At 36.7% G+C, this 23,717-nt stretch carries 20 protein-coding genes; 3 read left to right on the forward strand and 17 right to left on the reverse strand.

Annotated elements, in window-relative coordinates:
* Positions 1-5: 5 nt before the first annotated feature.
* The gene (locus tag J0J35_RS04510) at positions 6-1,247 is read right to left on the reverse strand and encodes a hydroxymethylglutaryl-CoA reductase, degradative (protein WP_206917983.1); all 1,242 of its coding nucleotides are present in this window, start codon (positions 1,245-1,247) and stop codon (positions 6-8) included.
* 9 nt (positions 1,248-1,256) lie between these two features.
* Positions 1,257-2,399, reverse strand: a complete 1,143-nt coding sequence (locus J0J35_RS04515) for a thiolase family protein (RefSeq protein WP_029343395.1) — start codon at positions 2,397-2,399, stop codon at positions 1,257-1,259.
* 122 nt (positions 2,400-2,521) lie between these two features.
* Here J0J35_RS04515 and J0J35_RS04520 point away from each other — a divergent pair, with 122 nt between their 5' ends.
* Entirely contained in the window at positions 2,522-3,673 is a 1,152-nt protein-coding gene (locus J0J35_RS04520; RefSeq protein WP_206917985.1) for a hydroxymethylglutaryl-CoA synthase, read from the forward strand.
* A gap of 35 nt (positions 3,674-3,708) precedes the next feature.
* Here the strand turns inward: J0J35_RS04520 and J0J35_RS04525 are convergent, their stop codons facing one another.
* The 5 genes from J0J35_RS04525 to J0J35_RS04545 form a co-directional block, all read right to left on the reverse strand.
* Positions 3,709-4,503 carry an SDR family NAD(P)-dependent oxidoreductase gene (locus J0J35_RS04525; protein ID WP_019292396.1) on the reverse strand — a complete coding sequence of 265 codons (795 nt, stop codon included), beginning with the start codon at positions 4,501-4,503 and terminating at the stop codon, positions 3,709-3,711.
* 124 nt (positions 4,504-4,627) lie between these two features.
* On the reverse strand, positions 4,628-5,341 hold the full coding sequence (locus tag J0J35_RS04530; protein ID WP_206887507.1) for a GntR family transcriptional regulator: 714 nt from the start codon (positions 5,339-5,341) through the stop codon (positions 4,628-4,630).
* Between the two features lie 100 nt (positions 5,342-5,441).
* Complete coding sequence (locus tag J0J35_RS04535; protein ID WP_165716908.1) at positions 5,442-6,296, reverse strand: hypothetical protein; 855 nt, start codon at positions 6,294-6,296, stop codon at positions 5,442-5,444.
* Between the two features lie 13 nt (positions 6,297-6,309).
* Positions 6,310-7,359, reverse strand: a complete 1,050-nt coding sequence (locus J0J35_RS04540) for an oxidoreductase (RefSeq protein ID WP_019335494.1) — start codon at positions 7,357-7,359, stop codon at positions 6,310-6,312.
* Between the two features lie 151 nt (positions 7,360-7,510).
* Positions 7,511-11,770, reverse strand: coding sequence for a 2-hydroxyacyl-CoA dehydratase (locus tag J0J35_RS04545; RefSeq protein ID WP_206917986.1), 4,260 nt, complete (start codon positions 11,768-11,770; stop codon positions 7,511-7,513).
* A 254-nt stretch (positions 11,771-12,024) separates the two neighbouring features.
* Here J0J35_RS04545 and J0J35_RS04550 point away from each other — a divergent pair, with 254 nt between their 5' ends.
* The gene (locus tag J0J35_RS04550) at positions 12,025-12,633 is read left to right on the forward strand and encodes a TetR/AcrR family transcriptional regulator (protein WP_117517321.1); all 609 of its coding nucleotides are present in this window, start codon (positions 12,025-12,027) and stop codon (positions 12,631-12,633) included.
* A 103-nt stretch (positions 12,634-12,736) separates the two neighbouring features.
* Positions 12,737-14,227 (forward strand): glycerol kinase GlpK, encoded by a 1,491-nt coding sequence (gene glpK, locus J0J35_RS04555; protein WP_206917991.1) that lies wholly within the window; start codon positions 12,737-12,739, stop codon positions 14,225-14,227.
* Positions 14,228-14,265: 38 nt separating this feature from the next.
* Here the strand turns inward: glpK and nagB are convergent, their stop codons facing one another.
* The 10 genes from nagB to J0J35_RS04605 form a co-directional block, all read right to left on the reverse strand.
* Positions 14,266-14,973, reverse strand: coding sequence for a glucosamine-6-phosphate deaminase (nagB, locus tag J0J35_RS04560; RefSeq protein WP_117517317.1), 708 nt, complete (start codon positions 14,971-14,973; stop codon positions 14,266-14,268).
* Between the two features lie 142 nt (positions 14,974-15,115).
* Complete coding sequence (locus J0J35_RS04565; protein ID WP_206917993.1) at positions 15,116-16,024, reverse strand: LCP family protein; 909 nt, start codon at positions 16,022-16,024, stop codon at positions 15,116-15,118.
* 10 nt (positions 16,025-16,034) lie between these two features.
* Positions 16,035-16,925: a phosphodiester glycosidase family protein gene (locus J0J35_RS04570; RefSeq protein WP_206917997.1), complete on the reverse strand. Its 891-nt coding sequence runs from the start codon at positions 16,923-16,925 to the stop codon at positions 16,035-16,037.
* Positions 16,922-18,067 carry a CDP-glycerol glycerophosphotransferase family protein gene (locus J0J35_RS04575; protein WP_206918000.1) on the reverse strand — a complete coding sequence of 382 codons (1,146 nt, stop codon included), beginning with the start codon at positions 18,065-18,067 and terminating at the stop codon, positions 16,922-16,924. The genes J0J35_RS04570 and J0J35_RS04575 overlap by 4 nt, the downstream gene beginning before the upstream one ends.
* A complete protein-coding gene (locus J0J35_RS04580; protein WP_206918002.1) occupies positions 18,057-19,256 on the reverse strand; it encodes a CDP-glycerol glycerophosphotransferase family protein in 1,200 nt (399 codons plus the stop codon). Before J0J35_RS04580 ends, J0J35_RS04575 begins: the two co-directional genes overlap by 11 nt.
* A gap of 6 nt (positions 19,257-19,262) precedes the next feature.
* Positions 19,263-19,694, reverse strand: coding sequence for a hypothetical protein (locus J0J35_RS04585; protein ID WP_117517307.1), 432 nt, complete (start codon positions 19,692-19,694; stop codon positions 19,263-19,265).
* Positions 19,695-20,120, reverse strand: coding sequence for a glycerol-3-phosphate cytidylyltransferase (gene tagD, locus J0J35_RS04590; protein WP_029346251.1), 426 nt, complete (start codon positions 20,118-20,120; stop codon positions 19,695-19,697).
* 14 nt (positions 20,121-20,134) lie between these two features.
* On the reverse strand, positions 20,135-21,745 hold the full coding sequence (locus J0J35_RS04595; protein WP_086582917.1) for a CDP-glycerol glycerophosphotransferase family protein: 1,611 nt from the start codon (positions 21,743-21,745) through the stop codon (positions 20,135-20,137).
* 39 nt (positions 21,746-21,784) lie between these two features.
* On the reverse strand, positions 21,785-22,882 hold the full coding sequence (gene wecB / locus J0J35_RS04600) for a non-hydrolyzing UDP-N-acetylglucosamine 2-epimerase (protein ID WP_086582916.1): 1,098 nt from the start codon (positions 22,880-22,882) through the stop codon (positions 21,785-21,787).
* Between the two features lie 26 nt (positions 22,883-22,908).
* On the reverse strand, positions 22,909-23,706 hold the full coding sequence (locus tag J0J35_RS04605; RefSeq protein WP_206918003.1) for a hypothetical protein: 798 nt from the start codon (positions 23,704-23,706) through the stop codon (positions 22,909-22,911).
* Positions 23,707-23,717 lie beyond the last annotated feature (11 nt).

Genomic DNA, 23,717 nt, shown 5'->3' on the forward strand with positions numbered 1-23,717 from the left:
CTTGATTATTTGTTGTTCTGACGAATCTCTAGCAAAAGTTTTTCAGCTATCGCTTGATTCATTACTTTTTCTCGGCGAAGTTTTTCACTCAAAATAGTGATTTCTTCGTCTTTCGCGCCAACTGTCATTGCTAAGGCCCGAACTTGTAAACTCATATGTCCTTGCTGTATTCCCTCAGAAACTAGAGCACGCAAAGCAGCCAAATTTTGTGCCAAACCAACTGCAGCCATGACCTGTGCTAATTCTTTGGCTTCTGTAATTTCTAAGAGTTCTAAAGCAGCTTGAGCTTTTGGCAAAACTTTCACTGCCCCGCCAACCGTCGCCACCGGTAATGGTAGCTCAAGATTTCCCAAAAGTAAGCCATCCTTGACATCCCATTTCGCTAGACCTTGGTAGCTTCCTTCCTTGCTTGCATAAGCATGAATTCCAGAAGCCACAGCACGCGTGTCATTTCCTGTGGCAAGGACAACAGCGTTGACGCCATTCATAATGCCTTTATTATGTGTGGCAGCACGATAAGGATCTATTTTAGAAAAACGTGAAGCCGCCTGAATTTTTTCCGCAACTTCTTGCCCATTATTACCTTTACTCAGTCGTTCAACGGGAATTTCACAACTGACTTTAACCAAAGATTCCGTAGCATAATTGCTCAAGATACTGAATAATATTTTTTGCTCTGGAAACCATGTGCGAAAAAGATTAGCAACGCCTTCCAAAATGGCATTAACAATATTCGCTCCCATTGCGTCCTTCACGTCCACTTTAAAATCAACGGATACAAAGCCTTCTGCTTCGAAAGCTCTACTGCTCACCTGTCGTAAACCACCACCACGTTTAATAATGGAAGGATAAGCTTCTTTGGCAGCACGAAAAATACCTGCTTGATTTTCTTCGATAGTCTGCATTAAGTGGTCTGCCTGATCAACATCATAAAAAACAATCTGCCCTCGCATTAATCGTTCTGAAAGCACCGTTTGAAAATTTCCAGCTATTTTTGCGCCATTACTTGCAGCTGCAATCACGGAAGGTTCTTCGGTTACCATTGGAACGAGGAATTTTTTGCCATTAATGACAAAGTTTTGCGCCAAGCCCATGGGTAGCTCGAATTCACTGATTTGGTTTTCGATGAGATTGTCTGCTAAAGCCGCATCAAGTACTGTTTCTTCTAGAATTTGTCGTGTTTCTGACTTTAAGTCAAGAAAATCCAGACGCTCTGCTGGACTCATTTGGTAAAATTTTTTCTTCATATTTATTGCTTACACTAAATTAGGGTTTTCCAAGAGGACAGCCAAACCGAGACCGCCACCAATACAAAGGCTAGCAATACCATAGCGCTTATTTTCGCGTTGAAGTGCATAAGCTAAAGTAGTCAAGACACGTGCTCCTGATGAACCAATAGCATGCCCTAAAGCAATAGCTCCACCATAAATATTCACTTTTTCTTCTGGAATATTGAGTTCTTGATTTACAGCAACACTGGAAGCCGCAAAAGCTTCATTGATTTCGAATAAGTCGATATCTTCAATATCCAAATCTGTACGATCAAGCAATTGGCGAATGGCTTTAATCGGGGAAACACCCATAATTTCAGGATCAATTCCAACTTCTTCACTAGCTAATAATTTTGCCAAGACTGGAAGCTCTTTGGCTTCGGCATAATCATCGTTTGCTAAAATCAAAGCAGATGCACCATCATTTACTGGCGATGAGTTACCTGCCGTTACACTTCCGTTTTCACTGAAGGCCGTACGTAGTGAAGAAAGCTTTTCTAATGACGAGTTTGCACGAATTGTCTCATCTTCTGCTAAATCTGAAAATGGTACAATTTCTTTTTCAAATGCACCCGCTGTACGTGCAGCTAGAGCTTTTTCTTGCGAACGTTGAGCAAAGCGATCTTGTTCTTCACGACTAATTTCAAATTGCTCGGCGATTGTTTCACCGATCAAACCCATAGATTCGCCATTAAAGGCATCTACCAAGCCCTCAGACATCATTGTAAGAACTTCTTCACCAGATTTACGGTGACGAATGATTGGGGATTGAGACATGGATTCTGTTCCCCCAGCAATCACGACATCCGCTTCCTCAAGTTGTAAAAGTTGTTTAGCGAGAATCACTGCCTTCATACCTGAACCACAGACTTCATTTATCGTTGAAGCTGGAACATGGTGAGATAGACCACTATTGATTGAGATCTGACGTGCAATATTTTGCCCTGTACCAGCCTGTAGTACATTGCCAAAAATCACTTGTTTGACGTCATCTTTAATATCTTCATGGCGCTCAAGTAGATTTTTAACTACATGAACACCCAGTTCTGCAGCTGTCTTATCTGACAGAGCACCATCATATTTTCCGACAGGCGTACGAAGCGCATCGATAATTACTATTTCTTTCATAAGCCAAGTATAGCACATTTCTGCCCCAAATAGTCAAAAGTTTTTTCCAATTTTTAATCTTTTATGTTAAAATTGGAGCTTAAACATACAAATTAATAAAGCATATAAACTGGAGGATATATATGAATATTGGTATTGACAAACTTGCCTTTTTTGTTCCTGAAACTTATGTAGATATGACTGATTTAGCGCTGGCGCGTAACATTGATCCTGCTAAATTTCATATCGGTATTGGACAAGACCAAATGGCCGTCAATCCGATCAGCCAAGATCTCATCACCTTTGCGACCAACGCAGCTGCTGAAATTCTGACTGAAGAAGATAAGCAAGCAATTGACATGGTCATTGTTGGGACCGAGTCTTCTGTTGATGAGTCAAAAGCCTCTGCTGTTGTTGTTCATGGTTTACTTGATATTCAACCTTTTGCGCGTTCTATTGAACTTAAAGAAGCCTGTTATGCAACAACTGCGGGCTTGCAAATGGCTAAAGACCATGTTTATCGTCACCCAGAGCGTAAAGTTCTCGTTATCGCAACTGATATTGCCAAATATGGCTTGAACACAGGTGGCGAACCCACACAAGGCGCTGGTGCTGTAGCCATGTTAATTGCAGCTAACCCTAATATCTTAGCACTCAATGATGACTCTGTCAGCTTGACACAAGATATTTATGACTTCTGGCGTCCTTTTGGTGATACTTATCCAACTGTTGATGGTCAGTTTTCAAATGCTACTTATATCGAGGCTTTTGCTAAAGTTTGGCAAGAGTATGCACGTCGTACTGGCCTTAGTTTCTCTGATTTTGCTGCCTTAGCTTTCCATACTCCTTATACTAAGATGGGAAAAAAAGCACTTCTTCCTCAACTTGAAAATGAAAGTTCTGAAGTTCAAGAACATCTTCTGGCGCAGTATGAGAAAGAAATTGTCTATAATCGTCGTGTAGGAAATCTTTATACAGGTTCGCTTTATCTCAGTTTGATTTCCTTGCTAGAAAATGCTGAAAATTTAAAAGCAGATGATAAGATTGGGCTCTTCAGCTATGGTTCTGGAACAGTTGCCGAATTTTTCTCTGGTCAATTAGTTGATGGCTTTGAGAAACATCTCCGTAAATCAGAGCACCAAGCTCTTTTAGACAATCGTAAAAAACTTTCTATTCCAGAATATGAAGAAATGTTCTCAGAAAGTCTGGATGCACATGTTGATCAAAAATTCTCTGATCCTATGCCCTATAGCCTTGCTGAATTAAAAAATTCAACACGACTTTATCGTAAATAAAAAACATTGGTTACGGCCAATGTTTTTTTGTTTATTTAAAAAATTGTCGGAACAAGCCCGCCATCCATACGAAGAGCTTCACCAGAAAAAGCACCTGCAAGAGGACTAGCGACATAAGCGACAAAATTACCAATTTCTTCAGGATGAATCAAACGTTGAATCGTTGATGTTGGACGATTGTTCAACATGAAGGCGCGACTTCTCTCTTCAACAGACTCTATATCTGGATAAAGTGAAGCCAATAAATTCTCAACACCTTCAGTTAATGTTGATCCTGGCATTACTGTATTTATTGTTACCGTAGTACCTACTGTTTCACGGCTTAAGGATTTCGCTAAAGACAGATTCATCGTTTTGGTCATAGAATAATGCGGCATTTCTGGACTTGGCATAATTGCTGCTTCTGATGCGATAAAAATGACACGCCCATTAGCATTTTTTGTCTTCATTTTAGGAAGATAAAATTGAGCTAAAGCAATCCCTGATATTGAATTAACCTCAAAGTAACGGCGCCATTCATCTAATTCGATGTCTTCAAACTTTGCATCGTTAAATATTGCCATATTATTGACTAAAATATCAACTTCTGGAAAAGCTTGAAAAAGAGCTTGTCGTTCATTTTCTATTGATAAATCATAGGCTGCTGGATAAAAAGTTTGGTTTGGATATTTTTTGTTAAGTTCTTCAATTACTTTATCCACAACATCCGAAGTTCTGCCATTAATAATAACATCGGTACCTTCGGCCGCAAGACTTTCAGCAATCGCACGTCCAATACCTTTGGTTGATCCGGTAACTAAAGCAAGTTTATTTGTTAATTTTAAATCCATTTATTTGGTCCTTTCGTCATTAGCTTCACTTCTGTACTCTAATCATTATATAGCAGATTATCCTACTTGTATAGTACCTACTTTTGAGTAACTTAGGAACCTAAAAGTAAGTTTTGCCCTGTGTTTAGTTGTTAAAGATCACTGTCTCAAAGTTAAATGACTCAGGTAAATGACGGGCTATCGAATATTCAAAAATACGTCCATCATCAAGGTTAGCAACTTGCTCGACTTGCATCAGAAAATCCGTATCTGTAAGATGCATAGTCTGTTTTTCTAATGCGTTGGGACGTACACCTTTAACATTAAGAAATGAACTCTGAATAACAAGACCAAGTTCTTCCAAGATATATTTATAAATGGAACCCGTTAGATGGGAATATTTCAATTGTGGAATAATGGAAATGGGCATATAAGTGTACTCAATAATCGTTGGCACCTTTTTGACATATCTTACCCGTTCAATACGATATATGAAATCCCCTACATCTATGGATAATTTATGAGCAATATCCGCATTTGGATGCTCGACTTCAAAAGTTAAAACTTTAGATTCCATTTGTCCTGAATGACGCTTGGAAGAACCCTCTACAGCATAGAGATGCGCTTTTTTGCCTTTGGTCCAATCTTTTACTATCGTTCCATAACCTCTTCGGCGAATCAAAAAACCCTCTGACACAAGAATATCCAATGCTTTTTTCACGGTCATTAAACTCGCATCATACTCTTGTACTAAGGCGTTACCATCTGCAATCCTGGAGTTGATAGGATAGTGACCAGACAAAATTTTTTCCTTAACATCTTCATAAATTACCAAATATTTTGGCTGTTTCTTTTTCATATACCGACCTCATAAACTGACATTCTCATTATTATTACACAATATCGTAGGAAAATAAAGTAAAAATCATAAGTGATAGTAACTTATGATTTTTACTTTATTAGCGATTGGCTGAGCGCGCCATTCTCACATAAGTGTGACGTTTTCCTCGAATACTCATTGAAGCATGAAAAATATTTTCCGGAGCTGGCATTCCAGCTACGCCTGCATCTCCCAGCTCAAAGACATCTGCACCTGCACGTTTGGCCGCCAAAGCTAAACTTTGAATCGTACTTTTATCTGCACCTTCTTGCGAAGTTCCAACCACACAGTCCACCAATGTACCTGTTTTTCTAGTCGCAAAGGCTAATCGTGCGATTTGTTCTTCTGTGGTACCTGGTACAGCCCCCGGAGCGGGTAAGTCAAGCATATCAATTCCGGCATCAATATAGGCTTTTAAGTTTTCCCAAACCAAATCTGAGCCATGTGAGACAACGGGATTCAGCATTAAAAAGCCATTATAGAAACGACGTACCAGCTTAATATCCGCTACGATACGCTCTGGGCTTGCTTCAGGCGTAACATATGCTGTTAACGATAAGAAATTTATTCCTTTGCGAAGAACTTCCTTTATCGATGCGTCTGTCACTCTCTTATATTCAGATCCGGTATCTTTGATAATTAAATTGACACCAACAGCGGTTCCTGTTAACTTCCGTAACTCTGAGAGGTCATTAACCTCCCCTAATCCAGGAATGACCATCTTTTGTACATCAATATCTTTCAAAAGTAATAAATCTGCACCAAAAGCTGCCGCCATTTCACCATTTGTAACCTCTGGATAGAGTGGTGCATTTTCTGCAGCTAGATCCACGAGTATTGTGCGTCCTTCTGCTTTTAAAATAGCTTTTTTGAATTCTTTTGATGTACTCTCTCGTGTAAAATCAGAAGCTTCATATCCTAAAATTCTTTTCATAGTGCTATATCTCCTAGTCCAACATGCTTAAACGGTAAACCGAAGGTGAAACTTGGTTAAAGCCATTTTCCAAAATCTCAATATTGGTGATAACTTCTTCATCTTTCACTAATTTTTCAACACCATTAACAATAGTTTCATAAGCAGCATCGTAATAGCGACCATAATCGCCAACAGGTGTTTTTATTTGTTTTTCAATCCAGTCGCCATTTGCATTTTGATATTTAACAAGACCATAATTCATAGGACTATCTTCCCCAAATTCTGATACTTCAGGCATAATTCCAGCTTTCAAATCATTTTCTTGTTGATCCTCACCGTACTTAATAAAGGAACCTTTTGTTCCATGAACGATAAATCTTGGATAATCTTGTGCTACCAGATGATTTGTTTTTACTTTAACTTTTAATTGGTTTCCATAGTGCAAATCAACGTCAAAAAAATTATCTACTGCTTCTGCAACTTCATTGTTTCTAATATCATAAGTTACTGCTTCAGGACGCCCAAAAAGTGCCACGAGTCTATCAATAGAGTGAATACCTAAACCATAAAACGCACCTGCTTCTTTTGGACCTTCTTCTGTTATTGATCCTGGACGATAATAATCAATGTGCGCTTCCACTTCAAGAATGTCTCCAAGTAAGCCACGCTCAATAACCTGCTTTACTGCCAAATAATCCCCATCAAAACGTCTGTTTTGGTAAGGAGCCACCATAACACCTTTTTCTTTCCCTAAGGCGAGCAACTCTTTGGCATGTTCCAATGTGTCAACAAAAGGTTTCTCTACGATTACTGATTTTCCAGCTTCAATTACTTTCTTAGCCAGCTCATAATGCGTGTGGGCTGGTGTACAAATTGTGATAAGTTGTATGTCATCATCCTTCAGCATTTCTTCTAAATCAGTTGTGAAATGCACGCCCTTTTCCAAATATGGTGCTGCAAGTTCTTCATTAATGTGTAAATCAAAAATTGTTTTAACCTTGATGTTTTCACGCAGAATAACATAAGGAAGGTGATAGCGATTTGCTGATTTCCCAAAACCGATAAATCCCATTGTAAGCATAAGATTCTCCTTAAATATATATGTTTCTTTATAAAAGACTATACTTTTATATAAATTGAATTATACTTTTAAAAAATAGAATTGTCAAGAATATAAATTCCCAACTAAAATTAAGTAAAAAAAAAGCATTTACAAAAATGCTTTTTTTATTTTAAACTGTTACTTCTTCCTTCATTGCTTTTTTAGCTGTTGCCATCATCAAACGAATCCGATTGAGCTGGTTGACCGCAGAAACACCTGGATCATAATCAATTGGGCTAATATTTGCACCCGGATATTGCCGACGTAACTCTTTCAGCATTCCTTTACCGACAATATGGTTGGGAAGGCAGCCAAATGGTTGGAGACAGACGATGTTTTGAACGCCTTTTTGCAACAGCTCAATCATTTCTCCTGTCAAGAACCAGCCTTCACCTGTGTGATTACCTACTGAAACGATTCCTTCTGTATTAGCCGCTATTTCATAAATAGACTCAATACCGTCAAAACGGTCAGAAGCACGTAAAGCTTTATCCATCGGTTTTTCCAACATATTAATAATAGAGAGTAGTGTTTTTGCCATCAATTTATTTTTCTTAGCAAAACCAATCTCATCTGTTTTCCAAATTTGGTTGTATAAAGAATAGTTCATAAAACCAATCAAATCGAGAACTACTGCTTCAGCGCCTTCTTCTTCGATAATTTTCACAATATCATTATTGGCAGTTTTGCTGTATTTAACCAGAATTTCACCGACAACACCCACACGAGGTTTTTGAATATCAAGGAGTTCGATATTATCAAAGTCCTTGATTATCTGTTTCATGTTCTTGTTGAATTCAAAAATAGAAGCAGATTTAACATTATGTTGTGCTTTTTCTAACCATTTCGCATGAAGTGCATTGACTGAACCTTTTTCAGCTTCATAAGGCCGCGTCCGATAAACCACGCGCTCAAACAAATCTCCATAAAGCACAGCAATCATAAAACGAGTCAAAAGTGGCACAGTAAACTTAAAGCCTTTTTCTGTCCCTTGGTTGCCCATGGATAAGCTTACCACTGGAACTTGGGGGAAACCTGCATCGACAAGTGCCTTACGAAGTAAAGGAATATAGTTTGTTGCGCGACATCCACCACCTGTTTGGGTCATCATGACGGATGTATTGTTTACATCGTATTCGCCAGATTGGAGAGCTTCGATGAGTTGACCAATCGTTATGATTGCAGGGTAGCAAGAATCATTATTCACAAATTTTAGTCCGTTGTTCACCGAGCTTTGGGTTTCTGGCAAAACAACTACATTGTAACCTGAAGCTGCAAAAGCGTTCTCAAGCAAGCCTTCTTGGTGAATTGGCGACAACATTGGCATGAGAAGCGTGTGTTTTTTAGCCATTTCTTTTGTAAAAACCGGATGTGTCTCAACAATTTCTTTGATTTGAATATTTTCTTCAACACCATGTCGATGACGTTCTGAAACTGCTGCCTTGAGAGAACGTAAACGAATACGCACTGCTCCCATATTTGAGCCTTCATCAATCTTAAGGACTGTATAGAGTTTATTATGGTTGCGCATAATTTCTTCGACTTGGTCTGTTGTCACTGCATCCAAACCACAACCAAATGAATTCAATTGTACTAATTCCAAATTTTTATTTTTACACACTACTTGCGCTGCAGCATAAAGGCGTGAGTGGTAAACCCATTGATTAACAACGCGCAGCCCAGCAACTTCTTCAAGATGTGCAATGCTGTCCTCTGTAAGGACGTGGAAACCTTCTTGCGTAATAATGTCAGCAATGCCATGATTAATCTCTGGATCCAAATGATAAGGACGACCTGAGAGAACTATAGCTTTTTCCTTGTTAAGGTTAATCTGCATGAGCAACTCTTCTGCCTTATCCCGAATGTCTTGCTTGAAGTTCTCCATCTCTTCAAAACCGTGGAAAACTGCAGCCTTCACTTCAGATAAATCCACTTTGAAACCCTGCCCAAGCAAAGCTTTATGGACATTGACAGCTACACCTTCCTGATCAGCTAGATTAATAAATGGATGAAGGTATTTAACTTTACCTTCTCGAATTTCATCAATATTGTTACGAATCACTTCGGGATAAGACTGAACAATCGGACAGTTATAATTATTTTCTGCTTGAGCCTGTTCTTTTTGTTCATAAAGCACTGAAGGATAAAAGATAGCCGGAACATCCTTTTGAATCAAGGACATAATGTGTCCATGTGATAGCTTGGCAGGATAACAAACTGTATCAGAAGGAATTGTTTCAATTCCTTTTTCAAAAAGTTCTTTATCAGACTTAGGGGATAATACTACTCTGAAACCTAGATCCGTTAACATGGTATGCCAGAGCGGGTAATTTTCATACATATTTAGGACACGCGGAATCCCTATTTCTCCACGGGTTTGTTTTTTCTTGGTTAAGCTCCGGTATTTGAAAAGTTTCTTGTATTTATAGTCGACAAGATTAACCTTTTTATCACGTTTGTCAACTTTTACTTGTGTTGCTTTTTCTGCGCCTCGCTCACAGCGGTTTCCTGTAACAAACTTACTGCCATCATTAAAGACGGTCAACGTCATTTTACACTGATTTTCGCAAAGGCCACAAACCATAAATTCTTTTTGTGTGCTGAATGCTTCCAAATCGTGCAAGTTCAGAATTCTTGATTTTTGCCCATACTCCTCCTTTTCTAGCGAAATTAAAGCACAGCCATAAGCGCCCATAAGTCCTGCTATAGAGGGACGGACAACTTCACGTTCGGAGATTTTTTCGAAAGCACGAAGTACAGCTTCATTATAGAAAGTCCCACCTTGAACGACAATCTTTGTTCCTAATTCTTCAGGACGTTTAACTTTAATTACTTTATAGAGGGCATTTTTGATGACAGAGTAACTTAAACCAGCAGAGATATCTCCTACAGTCGCACCTTCTTTTTGGACTTGCTTCACTTTCGAATTCATAAAGACTGTGCAACGTGAGCCCAGATTTACAGGATGTTTTGCTAATAGTGCAATTTCAGCAAAGTCACGCACATCGTATTTCAAAGAATGAGCGAAAGTTTCAATGAAAGAACCACAACCAGAAGAACAAGCTTCGTTTAAAGATATTGAACTTAAAGCACCATCGGTGATCCGCATAGCTTTCATGTCTTGGCCACCAATATCTAAAATAAAGTCCACACCGGGATTAAAATAGTCCGCTGCCTTATAGTGCGCCATCGTTTCAACTTCCCCGTAATCGACTCGGAGTGCAGCTTTAATCAGGTGTTCACCATAGCCGGTCACAGTAGATTTGGCAATATAAACATCTTTTGGCAGTAAACGATAGACTTCTTTTAAGACGTCAATGACTGACTCTAAAGGTTCACCATTATTTGAACCATAATGATCAAAAAGAATATGACCCTCACCATCAATGAGCACAATTTTTGTTGTGGTTGATCCAGCATCAATCCCTAAAAAAGTTGCTCCTTGATGTTCAGAGAGCTTTTTATAGCTTGCTTTTGCCTTAGCATGTCGTGCTCGAAAATCTGCTAACTCTTGTTCATTTTCAAAAAGACGATCCAACGTATCCTGTGGAATCAAGCTGTCGCTATTGTCACTTTCTAGATTATCAATTAAAGTACGAATCGTACTTGTTCTTGTTTCCTCAGCAAGAGCAGCACCCATCGCCACAAAAAGTTGAGGATTTTCCGGAAAAATAACATCCTCTTCTGCAATGTCCAAAGTTTCAATAAAACGTTTGCGCAATTCGCTCATAAAATAGAGCGGTCCACCGAGAAAAGCGATTTTTCCCGTAATCTTACGACCGGAAGCTAACCCAGCAATCGTTTGATTCACCACGGCTTGGAAGATTGAAGCAGCTATATCTTCTTTGCGTACTCCTTCATTGAGAAGGGGCTGAACATCTGTTTTGGCAAAAACTCCACAACGGCTAGCAATGGGGTATATTTTCTCATAGTCTTTAGCTAATGTATTGACACCCGCAGCATCTACTTTGAGTAAAGCCGCCATCTGGTCAATAAAAGCTCCTGTCCCACCAGCACAAGTCCCATTCATACGTAGTTCTTGGGTACCTGCGTCAAAAAAGGTCATCTTGGCATCTTCACCCCCAAGTTCAATCATGACATCTGTTTCAGGAATAAATTTCTCGATAGTAATCGAGCTAGCAATAACTTCTTGGATAAAAGGGACATCAATTACATCTGCAAGTCCCATTCCCCCAGAGCCTGTGATTGCTAAGGTAAGTGAACACTCGCCTCTCTCTTCCAACAATTCTTTTAATACTTTTATCGTTGCCGTTTTTACATCTGAAAAATGACGTTCATATCGGCTAAAAAGGAGCTGATATTCCTCATCAAAAACAACGAGTTTTACTGTAGTAGAGCCGACATCAATCCCAGCCTTATAACTTTTCATAGTATTTTTTCCTTCTCTATTTGACAGGCTGTTGCTTATCTTATTCATTGTCTATTTTATCATTTATTCCTCATTTTTCAACCGTCAAGTTACAAGTTAATGTCATTTAAACAACATTTAAAAGTTGCGTGTCGTTTATGTCAAAAATGTTTTACATAGCTTAAATCGGTAGAATTTATCATAAAGGACTATAATAAACAACAGATACTACTATTATGTTGTTTAACCTACAAGTAAAGGGGGAATGTATTAATATGGCTAAAATAAATGATTTACGTGTCTTAAGAACACGAAAAATGATTACACAAGCTTTCTTTTCTTTGTTAAGAAATAAAAAATTTGAAAAAATTTCCATTCAAGAAATTGCAGATGCTGCAATGATAAATCGTGCAACTTTTTATGCACATTATGCCGACAAGCAAGATCTTTATGACAGTTTAATTGATACTTTTATCATGGATTTTATCAAAATTTTAGATGAACAAAATCCTGTAGATGGAACTGATGTTTATGTCAATGATATTGAAGAGATGTTGGCGCGCTTCTACGACTTTGTACGTCAAAATCCAGAAGTAGCACAAATTGTGATGGATAAATCACAGGACCAAACGATTATTAATCGTTTTATCGAGATATTAACCGAACGTTATACCGAACTTTTCGATAAGCTGGAAATTCGGGAACACGATGTATTAGTTCCAAGTGATTTTGTCATCAGCTATATTACTTCTATCTTAGCAGGCACACTTAAATGGTGGGTTTCTTCACCGAGTACCATGAAACCGAGTGATTTTGCACATCTTATCGTTAAATTAATTTCAAATGGTCACTTGACAGTTTTAGGTGTAAATATAAAATCATAATATTCGGCTGTAAGTATTTTTGTTTTATAGTGCAGATATAGTTTTCTCCCTTCTGCTACTTCTGATATAATTAAGATAATGAGAAGTATACAAGGAGCTCTACATGCAAGCAAAATACATTATGTCAATTGACCAAGGGACAACAAGTTCTCGCGCGATAATCTTTAACAAGCAAGGACAGCACGTCGGCAGTTCACAAAAAGAGTTACAGCAGCATTTTCCTCAAGCTGGATGGGTTGAACATGATGCCAATGAGATTTGGAATTCGGTACAATCTGTTGTCTCCGAAGCACTTATCCAATCAGGCATCAAACCTGCAGAAGTCGGAGCGATTGGTATTACCAATCAACGTGAAACTACCGTTGTATGGGATAAAAAAACAGGCATGCCCATTTATAATGCAATCGTCTGGCAATCTAGACAATCGGCGGCCATAGCTGATACTTTGAAAAAAAACGGCCATTCTGAACTTATCCACCAAAAAACTGGTCTTGTTATTGACTCTTACTTTTCAGCCACTAAAATACGTTGGATTTTAGATAGGGTTGACGGCGCGCAGGAACGCGCTGAACGTGGTGAATTGCTCTTTGGTACTATTGACAGTTGGTTAGTCTGGAAATTAACCGATGGTGAAACGCATGTAACAGACTATTCTAATGCAAGCCGGACCATGCTTTTTAACATCCATAATCTCCAATGGGACCAGGATATTCTCGACCTCTTGAATATTCCGGCAGCTATGCTTCCTCGCCCCGTTTCTAATTCTGAATGCTACGGTATGACCAAGCCCTATCATTTCTTTGGCTCAGAAATAGCTATTGCAGGGATGGCTGGAGATCAACAAGCGGCTTTATTTGGCCAAATGGCTTTTGAACCGGGAATGATTAAAAGTACTTATGGTACTGGTGCCTTCATCGTCATGAACACAGGTCAAGAGGCACAACTATCCAATGATCTTTTAACCACGATTGGTTACAGTATTAATGGTCAAGTTACCTACGCTCTTGAAGGGTCCGTTTTTGTTGCTGGCTCTTCTGTCCAATGGCTCCGTGATAGTCTGAAAATGATTGATAACAGTAAAGAATCTGAAGCAGCGGCTTTGGCTTCTAACAATAATGATGAAGTCTATGTTGTACCTGCTTTTGTGGGTTTAGGTGCTCCGTATTGGGATCAGGATGCTCGTGGGGCTATCTTTGGCATTACACGAGGAACCAGCAATAACGATATTATCAAAGCTACCTTACAAGGTATTGCTTATCAAGTCAAGGACATTATTGATGCGATGCAAGAAGATTCAGGAATTGATATTCCATTACTGAAAGTTGACGGAGGTGCAGCTAATAATAGCTATTTAATGCAGTTCCAAGCGGATACCCTTAATATTCCCGTCCAAAAAGCCAAGGATCTTGAAACTACAGCTCTTGGTGCAGCTTTCTTGGCTGGTTTAGCAGTTGGTTTTTGGAAAGACATTGATGAAATAAAAAGCTCTTATTCAGAAGGGCAAAGCTTCCAACCTCAAATGGATGAAAAACGACGACAAACACTTCATCAGGGTTGGAAAAAAGCTGTCGAAGCAACACGTGTTTTTAAATAAAAAAAAGATCCAGAATTCTGGACCTTTTTTTATTTATATTATTTGCTCAACAAGGCCGCTGCTGCTTCATCTGCAATAACAACAACATCAGCATGTTTTTGCAAGATAGATGCTGGCATATCTTCAGTGATTTCACCTTCAACCATTCCTTTAATTGCTTCTGCTTTTGATTCGCCATAAGCCATCAATACGATTGATTTAGCTGCCATGATTGAAGCGATACCCATAGAAATCGCTTGACGTGGCACATCTTCTTCGTTTTCAAAGAAACGTGCATTTGCTTTAATTGTACTTTCTTGGAGATCGACAACGTGTGTTGTTTCTTCAAATGAAGTTCCAGGTTCGTTGAAACCAATGTGTCCGTTTTGACCAATTCCAAGAATTTGGAAATCAATCGGGTGTTCAGCAATGATTTGGTCATAAGCTTTTGTTTCTGCTTCCAAATCTGCCGCCTTACCATTTGGCAAGAAGTTTTCTTTGAACGGTTTTTCATTGAAAAGGTGTTTGCTCATAAAGTAACGGTAAGATTGTTCATCTGAACCATCAAGTCCAACATACTCGTCCAAGTTTACTGAAGTCATATCTGAAAAATCAAGATTTGATTTAACGATTTGGTTGTAGAATTCTACTGGAGTTGAACCTGTAGCAAGTCCAAGTGTTTTTGCTCCATTATCCATTGCTTCTTTGAGTAAGTCAAAGCCGATTTTTGCACCTTCAAGTTGGTTTTTTACTGTGATAACTTTCATAAGAGAGTCTCCTTTTTCAAATTGGTATATACACATTATAACGCTTATTCATTTTCTTGTCAATAGGAAAGTTCAATTTTCACCCAATTTTTATCATGAAATTATAAATAAAAACGGCTAGCTGCCGTCTTTATTTTCCTTATTATTTTAAAGTATTTTCAAATTTATTTTTGACCTTGTGTAGCGTTTCTTGGGTAACAAGTTGGGTCTTGTTTCCTGAGATTTTAGTCGCATGGACGTTTATTTTACTTACTTTAAGCGCCTTTTTATAGTGTTTAACAATATTCATAAAATCTGGAAAGCTGATGTTAGTATTGACAACCTCAGGAAAACTTTTCAGAATCGCTAAAGAGTGTCGCGCAAGGACGGAAGGCTTTTTCAAATTCTCAAATGTAGAAATAGCTACATCTTGTAGTCTATCTGTATAGCCCTTCTGATCGTTAGAGTTAAGCAAGCTGAGATAAGCTGAAACTTCATCTGCTGTTTTTAACTGGACAGAACCTTGCTCAAATTTGAAGCCTTTGGATACAAAAGCTGCTGTATTCTGCACAACGATTCCCCCACTAGCCTCGACCAGTTTTCCCATGTTATCAAAGTTGATTTCCACTACTTTATTAGTTTCTGTACCAAAGGTCTCATTAAACTTCTTACTGACTGCTTCTGCTCCACCCTGAGTATAACTTTGATAGAGCGTTGTTTGATCTGGAAAAACTAAAAGAGGTTGGACATTGATCAGACTTGTTTTTTTGAGCTTCGCATTTGTAGAAGTAAGGCTGGAAGTCATAAGCACTTTCTCATTATCTACATGAGCTGTTCCAAGAATTAAAGTCGTAAATGTTTCTCCTTTCTTTAAGTTTACCGGATGTGCTTCTGCAAGATGCAAAGTATTAGCCTTATCGATAGCTGTTTTTGAACTTTGATAGAAGAATACTCCTAAGCCAGTAAAAATAAATATCAAGACAAGTAAAGTAATACCGATAACTTTAGGAAACTTACTCTTTTTTTTAGTAGTTATTTTTCCCCTTGACCGTCTATAAGTTTCTTCTCCCATAACTCTCTCCTTATTTAAGAATGATAAAATCATTAACTGAGCGTTGATCCTGACTCAGGTATACTACTTCACCTTTAAAGGCCATTTGACTTGATCCGCCGCCATCCATAACAACTGCGTTTTTTAAATCCAATTCTTTAAACTTATCCATAATTTGATCGAATCCTGTACTTGTATCCGAAATAATAAGGTAAAGATTATTGTGAGCATCATTGGCTATGAAAGAGTGAATCATCCAATTCACTGAACCATCATTTTTTTGAATTTCACCATCACGGATTAATACCGAACCAAAACTGAAACTCATTTGCCCACCATTTTCAATGATTGTTGAGGCGGGTACAGAAGAGTCATAGGTTTGACTACTACCGTCGTTATTGATAACAAAGGCAGTGTTAGCTCTCTTATCTGAACCCCAATCCTTAAAAAGTTTTCCATTGTTCATCTGAAAGCCTGTGATGTGCATAGTACTCATATTAAATCCAGAAGCATTCATGATTAAAGCCTCAGGGTATTTTTGCATAATTTCTTGCAAGGTAAAAGCCGGAGCATCAACCGAAGTTGCCGTTTTTAATACTTCGACATTGTTGGCTTTATAAATTTTAAAACTGCCCGATGAAAGATCAGTAAACTTCTTGCACCCCTCTTTCGAGTTTAGTTTTATCGTGCGGGCTTCTCCTGTATCTTTGACAATACTTTCAGAAGACTTGACTGCTTCTTTCGAACTGTTGGAGGCAATATAACCTGACTCTTGATCAGTATGTTGTACACTTTGAGCTTGACCATGGGGTTCTTCTTGTTTTTTAGGAGTCATAATTATAAATGCAGACCAGCCTACAATTAGTAGAAGGCCAAAGCTAATAAACCAACCTAACTTCTTTCGTTTTTTTATCGTTTTCATATCTCTACTTCCCTCATATTTTTCTCTACTGTTTTTTCAGTCATAAGATCTTCAATCACCTTAAGCACACGTTCTGTCGCTTTGCCATCACAATAGTTGTAGGTTTTCTTGAAAAAGAGAGCTCTTTCCTTTTGGTAGGATGTGCTATCCGTTGCCTGGAGCGCTTGGATAAGTTCACCTTCATTAAAAGTAACCTCTCCGGGAAATTCTTGCAAGTAATCGATTGTTAAACCTGGTTTTTTAGAGTAGCTTTTAAAGTCGGGCACATAAGCGATGATGGGTTTATCAAAGACCATCCAATCCACTGCAATAGCCGAATAATCGGTTATCAAAACATCCGTGACGCAGAAAATCGAGGAGATCGGTTCTTCTTCGATGAAAAGGACATGAGGATTATTCTCATAAGCCGAACCCGAAATAAGTGGATGCGCCTTGTAGATAATGACATAATCTTCACCCAAGGCTTGGTGCACGCGCGCCAAATCAATCTTGGCTTCTTTAAAATATGTACTGATCCGTCCACGAAATGTTGGGGCATAAGTAATGACTTTTTTATTAGCCAAAACAGGATACTTTTCAAGAAGTCGTACTTTGGTGTCTTGAACAAAATGGTCATCGAAGATTTTGTCATTGTTAGGAATACCTGTAACAAGGACGTTTTCTTCAGGAAGATTGAAAGCTTGTGCATACACTCTTTTATAAAAATCTGAGTTAGCAATAGCATAATCATAGTTTTTAATTTCATAATCCCTTTGGACACAGTTGCCAAAATTTTTTAGGGCTGCTGTGGCATGCCAAAGCTCTAGAACTTTGACTTCTTTACGATGGGGAAATTTAGAAATGACAAAGTTGTTATAGTCAATAATCACCAGTTTCGAACTTTGAAGGACGAAAAGTTGCTGAATACAAGCCAGTCCATACTGGAGTTGTCCTAGAAAAGTGGGCTGGAACTTGAAAAGCAAAGTTTTTATCTCGTACTCTTGCTTGGTGCTTAACTTATCATGCAAAATTTTGAAATCCTTGGACAGATTTTCATGCTCAAGTGAAATGAAAGTGATACGGTTTTGATGGACACGACAGAGAAAAGTGAAGGGGTAGAAGAGTGCCAAAATGAAGGTTAACACGATGGATTTAAGTTTCATTAAAAACCTCACTTACAATTTTTTCACAAGCACTACCATCATTCCACGGATTAAATCTCTCGTTAAAAGCGCGCAGCCTTTGGTAGTCAAAACAATCATCTTTAATCATTTTTAGAAGTTCTTCTTCTGTTTTTACGACATCATTAGGTAAATCATCAGGGACTCTGAGATAAAATCCTCGTAATTCTTCAGCATAATATTCAAGATCGTACATATAAAAGTAAATCGGTCTTCCAAGTTGTGCATAATCAAAGAACACACTTGAATAGTCTGTAATCAGGGCATCACTCACCAAGTAAGCCTCGTTAATATCCTGATTTGGATCCATGAAAAACACAAAATTATTTAAATAACGAGGGATATGGTAAGTGCTACAAATCAAGTAATGCGGTTTAAACAAAACAATGTAGCCTTCTCCAAGCGCCCTTTTCCATTTGTAAAAATCGACCTTTAATTCAAAGGTGTAGCCTGTATTACTATAAGCATTATCTCGCCATGTTGGAGCATAAAGAATTATTTTTTTATTTGTTGGCAAATGATACTTCCTCTTTAATTCTGCGATCTTTACAGGATCTGGATGCACCAAACAATCAACACGCGGGTAACCAATATGGAGCATTTTTGGCTGCGGAAAAGCGAATGCCGTTTCAAATACCTGAGCCGAGAAGGGACTAGAAGCGATAAGATAATCCCAATGCCTCCGGTCCTTATCATAGGACTTTACCATCTGTTTGTAGCTTTGTTTGCTTCGATAATAAGTTGAACCATTATCTATGATGTCATGCCCTAATCGCTTCAAGGGAACGCCATGCCAAGTTTGTAAGTAAACTTGGTCTGACTTCTTATAATAATAAGGTGCCATTTTGGAGTTGAAGATCCAATATTTGGCTTTAGAAAGATAGTAATAATATTGAAGCGAGTTAAATTTTACCGTTTTTGCTCCTGCTATGACTTGTTTTTTTTGGAAAGCCCAGATGAGTTGATAATCAGAAAACTGTTCCGAATCTCTCATATATTCAAACAGATAGCGTGGATTATCCGAGTAGGATTTCCCATTAAATGAGGTCAACAAAATAATCTTTGAATTTGTCTTAAAAACTACTCCTAAAATAAACAGAAAGGGGTACATTATTGTTCTTATAAAAAATAGTCTTAGTCTCGCTAATAAAATCAATATTGTCCCTTTCATTACATTCTAAATAAATTTTTTACCTACTATTTTAACTAACTGACTCATTGATAAGTTTGTAGAGAAATCTTCTGAAATTCCATCAATTACTTTGTGAAAAGTATCCGCATTTTTTACTTTACTTAAAGCTTTTAATAAAGCATTGATATCTGTTTGTTCCGTTTTTCCTAAAATTGCTAAGCTTTTAGTTATAGATCTTTCACTTAAAGTTATTAAACTACATACCTCAGGTAGTTTTTCTACTTTAGAAAATTTTTTACCTTGAAAAATATACACACTACTATCAATTTTCAAATATAAGTCGGTTGCCTTTCGATCATTAGGATAATTATTTTGGCTTTGCTTGAATAAATAATCAACTTGTTTCAATAGTTTTATTAATTTAAGCGGATTAATAACAAATCCTAACTTTGAGAGAATCTTTTTTATATCGTTCATTTATTCTTTAATATTAGAAATATACATCTTCCCTAAATCTTGTTTGATACTTGAAGATGAAGTTTTACCACGTGGGAAATACATGATTTTCAGCTCAGGAAATTGCTCCTTCAAGAAGTCAAATTTTCCTTTCCAATCATCACCCATGACAAAAATATCCACCTCAAACATATCGATATAGAGCGCTTTGTCCTCCCAAGATTGCTCAGGCACCACAAGGTCAACATAACGGATAGACTCCAAAATATACTTACGGGTTGCATATTCTTGATAAGCTTTTTTCCCTTTTTGAGCATTGAATTCATCTGTCGAAAGCATGACGATAAGCTTATCGCCAAGGTTCTTGGCATTGCGTAACATGTCTACATGGCTTTCGTGGAGAATGTCAAAGGTACCTGCAACGAGGATGCGTTTTTCTTTGTTCATTTCTTTACCTACCATTATTTTGATTTCCGTCTTAATAATTTTTTTAAAAGAGGTATAAATTGAAATTCCTCTTCCCAACTTCTCACTGCTTCGTCAATTCTTTTCGAATTTTCACCATCATAAAAAGTAAAGTATTTCATATGGTAGCTCAATATTTCTGGTGTATCATTCTTAACAATAAAAGCTTTTATTTTTTGTAATAAACTATCTGCGTCAAATACAACTATTTTTGATAAATCTTTCTCCATATTTAGATAACTTCCTTGAAGGTTTAAATACTCCTCTTGGTCAAATTGGAATAAAAGTATTGGAATATTATAATAAAGCGAATCCCACATAATACTACTATAGTCTGTGATAACTAGTTCACTTGATCGTAATTCCTCATCTAATGGATGTTCATCTTGATATAACACTTTTATATGATCACTACTTGATGTAAAATACTTTTCGAATTGAATGAATTTAGGGTGCATCATAAAATGTAAAAAATAATCATATTTACATAAAATATCTTCTAAAATCTCAGAATGAATTAAATTATAATACTCTTTATAAAAATTACTTTTCAAAAATTCTTCGTGTGATAAAAGTTCTAAGTGTGTACGCCACGTGGGCATAATGAATATTTTTTTTTGTTTCTTTATTTGTTTTCCGTTGTCCCAGCGTGCTAAACCTGTAACTGCAACTTGTTTTTCATCGTAACCTAAATGATCTAAAACTATATTCTTTTCAACAAATGAACTGGTAATAAATAAATCTGCATGATTTAGTTTATTATTAGCGAAGAAAGTTCGATCCACTTTCTTTAAGCCTAAAACGCCATGTTGTAAAAACACAAATGGCTTCTTGTTCAAGAAAAAGCGTGCAATACTTTGATTGTGTCTCCATGCATAAGCATGTCCCTTAGACTCTGAAGCAATAAAATATTTTGAAATAACAATCAAAAGAATGTGTTTAACACTCATAAAATAAACTATATTTTTTCTGAATGGAGACAAACTTGATATGTCAGGTGAGTCTTTTTTTATAATATAGAATAGTTTATTTTTTCTATTATTTTGCACATAAGTAAAATAATAGAAGGAATTATCACGCGCGTAATTAGAGAATTTTTCGTATATAAGCTTTGAATCCTTATAATACCAGTAAACAAAGGGCACTAAAAGCAAAGCAACTACTTCTTTTAATTTATACCTAATTGCATCATATTCATCAGTTTCTCGTATCTGTAAAGCTAAATATCCTCCAACTGCAAAATATGCTGTGATTAAATATTTTTTTCTAACATTTATTACTGTTTGATATTTCAAATGTAACCAATTTATCGCTTGACGTTGTAATCTCGAATGATTACAGATCCTCTGATATTGTTGCTCTCCATTTTCATTTTGGTATTCTAGGTAAAGATCATAATAGAGACTAAAAGGAGATATTGCTTTAAGCGGTAACAGAAAAACTACTTCTGTATCCGTTAAGGAACTTGCTGATACAGTAAACGAATATTGTTCATCTTTTCGAGACTTCACATATAATAAAGTTTTGCTTAGTTCTTTGGGCACTTTAACCTTGATTTTAACTTGTGTTTTTAAAACTTTAATAGTTTTTACTGTTATTTTAGTCATTAATAAATATATATTATTTCCTCTACTTTAAAATATCTCTTACAATTTTTGAGTTAAAATATCAGCAATATTTTTTGAGGCATTACCATCTCCATAAGGATTACTTGCATGACTCATCTTTTCATACTCATTTCTGTCTTCAAGCAAAGTTTTAAACTCTCTATAAATCGTTTCTTCTTCAGTACCTACAAGTTTTAAAGTACCTGCTTTAATTCCTTCAGGACGTTCAGTAGTATCACGCATTACTAAAACAGGTTTGCCCAAGGATGGTGCCTCTTCTTGAATTCCACCACTATCAGTCAAAATCATATAACTTCTCGCAAGAAAATTATGAAAGTCAATAACCTCTAAAGGTTCAATCAAACGAATTCTATCATTATCTCCTAAAATATTTTTAGCAGTAGCTCTAACTTTAGGATTTAGATGAATTGGATAAATGACTTTTACATCACCATGTTCTTCAACAATACGACGAATTGCTCGGAACATTTGTTCCATTGGTTTTCCCAAATTTTCTCTACGATGTGCTGTGATCATTATTAACCGACTATTTTCTACCCATTCTAATTGTTGGTGTTTATAATCTTTAATTACTGTTGTGGCTAGGGCATCAATAGCTGTATTTCCGGTCACATAAATATCAGAACTATTTTTTCCTTCTCTAAGTAGATTTTGCCTAGAAATCTCTGTAGGCGCAAAATGGAATTTCGCGGTTAAACCTACAGCTTGGCGATTAAACTCTTCTGGAAATGGAGAATAAATATCGTAAGTTCGTAAACCAGCTTCAACATGGCCAACTGGAATTTGGAGATAAAAGCCAGCTAAAGATGCAGCAAATGTACTGGTTGTATCACCATGTACCAATAATACATCCGGTTTTTCCTCTTCTAAGATTGGTTTTATTTTCATTACAATAGCTGAAGTTACATCAAATAAAGTTTGATTATTTTTCATTATCTCCAAATCATAATCTGGTTTTATATCAAAAACGTGTAAAACTTGATCTAACATCTCCCTATGTTGCCCTGTCACACAGACTTTAACATCAAAATTAGGACGACTTTTTAGCTCATTAACCAAAGGACACATCTTAATTGCTTCGGGTCTTGTGCCAAATATTAGCATTATTTTTTTCATTTTTTCTCCTTATTCTTTATTGTTTTCTACTTTCCTAAATATAAAAATGTCTTAGACTCCAACTGAAAAAGATTTTTATCTTTTGTTCGTTTATTGGAAAGAATACTTTTTAATAAATTTTCAATGAATTCCACATTATCCATTACCATTGGTGAGTGCTTTTTCTTTTCAACATTAATTATTAGAGTAGATGAAACGCCACAATTAACTATTTTTTCTGAAAATTGTTTTGTTTCTTTAAATTGTTCATCTGTCACACCCGTATAAAAGAAAATTGTTTTCTTTCGTATTATATTTAGAGGATGAATAAAATTATTGATATCATTCATAGTGCTCTCATTTATATTGTCCTGATTTTCTGCATAAATGAGCGGTTTAAGCATTGAAAGATGTTTATTAATATATTCTGTAATATTTATTTGAGGGACCAAGCTAAAAATTTTATCTATATAAGGACTTAATAAACCATGAACCAAAGCTCCTGTACCTCCTTTACTACTTCCAAAAGATATCACCATCTGATAATTTTTCTTACTTACAATACTTTTGATTTCTTTTTGTATATCATCTATAATATTTTTTCCAAAATCACTGATGTACCAGCCATATATGCCAGAATAGTGGTCTTCAATATAATAGAAATCTGCCTCTTCTATTTTTTTAGTCCAATTAAACCAATTATGTTTCTCATGGTAGCGTCCAATTTCCTCATCGGTTACCTCTTTATTGATATAAGATGTTATAGCTTCTTGTGGAACTCTTCCAGCAGATTGAAACACTATTATTAATTTATCTGAATCATTATCTACATATTTACCAGACATGATTTCCCTCC

Origin of the sequence: Lactococcus sp. LG606, from assembly GCF_017309645.1 — a bacterium.
In the GTDB taxonomy this organism is placed as follows: domain Bacteria; phylum Bacillota; class Bacilli; order Lactobacillales; family Streptococcaceae; genus Lactococcus; species Lactococcus petauri.

Excerpts from the sequence above, each read along its gene's own strand:
- J0J35_RS04510 (WP_206917983.1), bottom strand. The coding sequence starts at position 1,247 with ATGAAGAAAAAATTTTACCAAATGAGTCCAGCAGAGCGTCTGGATTTT.
- J0J35_RS04515 (WP_029343395.1), bottom strand. The coding sequence starts at position 2,399 with ATGAAAGAAATAGTAATTATCGATGCGCTTCGTACGCCTGTCGGAAAA.
- J0J35_RS04520 (WP_206917985.1), top strand. The coding sequence starts at position 2,522 with ATGAATATTGGTATTGACAAACTTGCCTTTTTTGTTCCTGAAACTTAT.
- J0J35_RS04525 (WP_019292396.1), bottom strand. The coding sequence starts at position 4,503 with ATGGATTTAAAATTAACAAATAAACTTGCTTTAGTTACCGGATCAACC.
- J0J35_RS04530 (WP_206887507.1), bottom strand. The coding sequence starts at position 5,341 with ATGAAAAAGAAACAGCCAAAATATTTGGTAATTTATGAAGATGTTAAG.
- J0J35_RS04535 (WP_165716908.1), bottom strand. The coding sequence starts at position 6,296 with ATGAAAAGAATTTTAGGATATGAAGCTTCTGATTTTACACGAGAGAGT.
- J0J35_RS04540 (WP_019335494.1), bottom strand. The coding sequence starts at position 7,359 with ATGCTTACAATGGGATTTATCGGTTTTGGGAAATCAGCAAATCGCTAT.
- J0J35_RS04545 (WP_206917986.1), bottom strand. The coding sequence starts at position 11,770 with ATGAAAAGTTATAAGGCTGGGATTGATGTCGGCTCTACTACAGTAAAA.
- J0J35_RS04550 (WP_117517321.1), top strand. The coding sequence starts at position 12,025 with ATGGCTAAAATAAATGATTTACGTGTCTTAAGAACACGAAAAATGATT.
- glpK (WP_206917991.1), top strand. The coding sequence starts at position 12,737 with ATGCAAGCAAAATACATTATGTCAATTGACCAAGGGACAACAAGTTCT.
- nagB (WP_117517317.1), bottom strand. The coding sequence starts at position 14,973 with ATGAAAGTTATCACAGTAAAAAACCAACTTGAAGGTGCAAAAATCGGC.
- J0J35_RS04565 (WP_206917993.1), bottom strand. The coding sequence starts at position 16,024 with ATGGGAGAAGAAACTTATAGACGGTCAAGGGGAAAAATAACTACTAAA.
- J0J35_RS04570 (WP_206917997.1), bottom strand. The coding sequence starts at position 16,925 with ATGAAAACGATAAAAAAACGAAAGAAGTTAGGTTGGTTTATTAGCTTT.
- J0J35_RS04575 (WP_206918000.1), bottom strand. The coding sequence starts at position 18,067 with ATGAAACTTAAATCCATCGTGTTAACCTTCATTTTGGCACTCTTCTAC.
- J0J35_RS04580 (WP_206918002.1), bottom strand. The coding sequence starts at position 19,256 with ATGAAAGGGACAATATTGATTTTATTAGCGAGACTAAGACTATTTTTT.
- J0J35_RS04585 (WP_117517307.1), bottom strand. The coding sequence starts at position 19,694 with ATGAACGATATAAAAAAGATTCTCTCAAAGTTAGGATTTGTTATTAAT.
- tagD (WP_029346251.1), bottom strand. The coding sequence starts at position 20,120 with ATGAACAAAGAAAAACGCATCCTCGTTGCAGGTACCTTTGACATTCTC.
- J0J35_RS04595 (WP_086582917.1), bottom strand. The coding sequence starts at position 21,745 with ATGACTAAAATAACAGTAAAAACTATTAAAGTTTTAAAAACACAAGTT.
- wecB (WP_086582916.1), bottom strand. The coding sequence starts at position 22,882 with ATGAAAAAAATAATGCTAATATTTGGCACAAGACCCGAAGCAATTAAG.
- J0J35_RS04605 (WP_206918003.1), bottom strand. The coding sequence starts at position 23,706 with ATGTCTGGTAAATATGTAGATAATGATTCAGATAAATTAATAATAGTG.